Source organism: Chromobacterium sp. S0633, from assembly GCF_024158805.1.
In the GTDB taxonomy this organism is placed as follows: domain Bacteria; phylum Pseudomonadota; class Gammaproteobacteria; order Burkholderiales; family Chromobacteriaceae; genus Chromobacterium.
In genome coordinates this window covers 1-529 of record NZ_JAMZGH010000136.1, presented here as the reverse complement: position 1 = coordinate 529, position 529 = coordinate 1, and the positions used below count along the sequence as shown (strand labels likewise).

2 tRNA genes are annotated in these 529 nt (G+C 50.7%); both read left to right on the top strand.

Annotated elements, in window-relative coordinates:
* Positions 1–118: 118 nt before the first annotated feature.
* Positions 119–195 (top strand) — tRNA-Ile (locus NK214_RS24970).
* A gap of 117 nt (positions 196–312) precedes the next feature.
* Positions 313–388, top strand: a tRNA-Ala gene (locus NK214_RS24965).
* Positions 389–529: the final 141 nt, after the last annotated feature.

The window sequence follows — 529 nt, the reverse complement described above, 5'->3', positions numbered from 1 at the left end:
CGTAGGGGAACCTGCGGCTGGATCACCTCCTTTCTAGAGAAGGTTGTTGATCGAGTACTTACAGCCTATCGGTTATTTGTAGTTAAGGGCGTCAGCCAGCGATGGCTGAACAAGAAATGGGTTTGTAGCTCAGCTGGTTAGAGCACCGTCTTGATAAGGCGGGGGTCGTTGGTTCGAGTCCAACCAGACCCACCAGAATTTCTGTTGTCGGAGTAATCCGGCCGCACAAATAAAGCTGAAAGGCAAGGCGAAAGGCGGCGAAGTGTGCTGATGCACACGAGGCGCGTTTCAACGCGGCATTTCAGGTTTAGAGGGGGATTAGCTCAGTTGGGAGAGCACCTGCTTTGCAAGCAGGGGGTCGTCGGTTCGATCCCGTCATCCTCCACCACAACTCAAACACAAGCGAGTTTGCAAGATAGCTTGATTGTGTTTGCGTTGTATTTTTAACGCCCGATCTTTAACAAACTGAAGAAGCCGAATATATAAAGACGGCGAGAAGGAAGCGTAGAGTTAACTCTTTACGCGGACG